General features: G+C 73.9%; 2 protein-coding genes. Both read right to left on the bottom strand.

Annotated elements, in window-relative coordinates; translation table 11 throughout:
- Positions 1-161: 161 nt before the first annotated feature.
- Positions 162-575 carry a VOC family protein gene (locus AB8Z75_RS34800; RefSeq protein WP_369209118.1) on the bottom strand — a complete coding sequence of 138 codons (414 nt, stop codon included), beginning with the start codon at positions 573-575 and terminating at the stop codon, positions 162-164.
- Between the two features lie 10 nt (positions 576-585).
- Positions 586-960: a helix-turn-helix transcriptional regulator gene (locus AB8Z75_RS34795; protein ID WP_369209120.1), complete on the bottom strand. Its 375-nt coding sequence runs from the start codon at positions 958-960 to the stop codon at positions 586-588.
- Between the last annotated feature and the right edge of the window lie 270 nt (positions 961-1230).

Here is a 1230-nt window from a genome sequence, read left to right as displayed (position 1 = left end):
GGCTGGGGCTGGGGCTGGGGCTGCGCACCCGTAATCGTGCGCGTACTCGTACTCGTACTCGCACTCGCACTCGCACTCGTTGTCGTTCCGGAGGTCTCGCTCATGGTGTCTCCATCGGTGGGCCCGGCCGGGATGCGGCGGTACGGGGACGGTGGGCGGCCTCAGCGCGTCTCCTGGATGCGGACCATGTTGCCCGCGGGGTCGCGGAAGGCGCAGTCGCGGATGCCGTACGGCTGCTCGGTCGGCTCCTGGACGACCTCCACGTCATCGCCTGCCTGCACCTTCTCGAACGTGCCGTCCAGGTCCGGGGTGGCCAGCAGGATCCAGCCGTAGGTGCCCTTGGCCATCATCTCGACGATGGTGCGGCGCTCGTCCTCGGTGATGCCGGGGTCGGCGGTCGGCGGGGCCAGCAGGATGGAGGTGCCGGGCTGGCCGACGGGGCCGACGGTGATCCAGCGCATCTTTCCGCTGCCGACGTCGGTGCGGACCTCGAAGCCGAGGACGTCGCGGTAGAAGGCCACGGACGCTTCCGGGTCGTCGTGCGGGAGAACGGTCGTGTGAATGGTGATGTCCATGGCCGCAACGCTAGGCGGGGCCGAGGGGCGGCGCTTCTCGATTCCTGACCGGTCTGGTCACTTGTTTCGCCACGCAGGAGGGCACCCCGGCCGCCGCGCGCGCCACCTGGTTGCGGTAGACGCTGGGCGGTACGCCGACCAGTTCGGTGAAGCGGGTGCTGAAGGTGCCCAGCGAGGAGCAGCCGACCGCGAAGCAGACCTCCGTGACGCTGAGGTCGCCCCGGCGCAGCAGGGCCATGGCGCGCTCGATGCGCCGCGTCATCAGGTAGGCGTACGGGGACTCGCCGTAGGCGAGCCGGAACTGGCGGCTGAGGTGCCCCGCCGACATGTGCGCGTCGCGGGCGAGCGCTTCGACGTCCAGGGGTTGCGCGTACTCCCGGTCCATCCGGTCGCGGACGCGGCGCAGCCGCGCGAGGTCGCCGAGGCGCTGCGCCTCTGGGGACGCCGCCTGCGGCCGTGGCGCCGCCGGGGTGGGTCTGCTGCTCACGCAAGCGATCGTGCCACGGCGCGGCGCGGTGTGCAGCACCTCGGTCGGGGGTCTCCCTCCCCACCCCCCCCCCCCCCCCCCCCCCCCCCCCCCCCCCCCCCCCCCCCCCCCCCCCCCCCCCCCCCCCCCCCCCCCCCCCCCCCCGGCCGCCGGCGGCGTCCCCAGAGG

Origin of the sequence: Streptomyces sp. PU-14G, assembly GCF_041028275.1 — a bacterium.
Lineage (GTDB): Bacteria > Actinomycetota > Actinomycetes > Streptomycetales > Streptomycetaceae > Streptomyces.
This window is presented reverse-complemented; position numbering and strand designations above follow the sequence as displayed.

Excerpts from the sequence above, each read along its gene's own strand:
- AB8Z75_RS34800 (WP_369209118.1), bottom strand. The coding sequence starts at position 575 with ATGGACATCACCATTCACACGACCGTTCTCCCGCACGACGACCCGGAA.
- AB8Z75_RS34795 (WP_369209120.1), bottom strand. The coding sequence starts at position 960 with ATGGACCGGGAGTACGCGCAACCCCTGGACGTCGAAGCGCTCGCCCGC.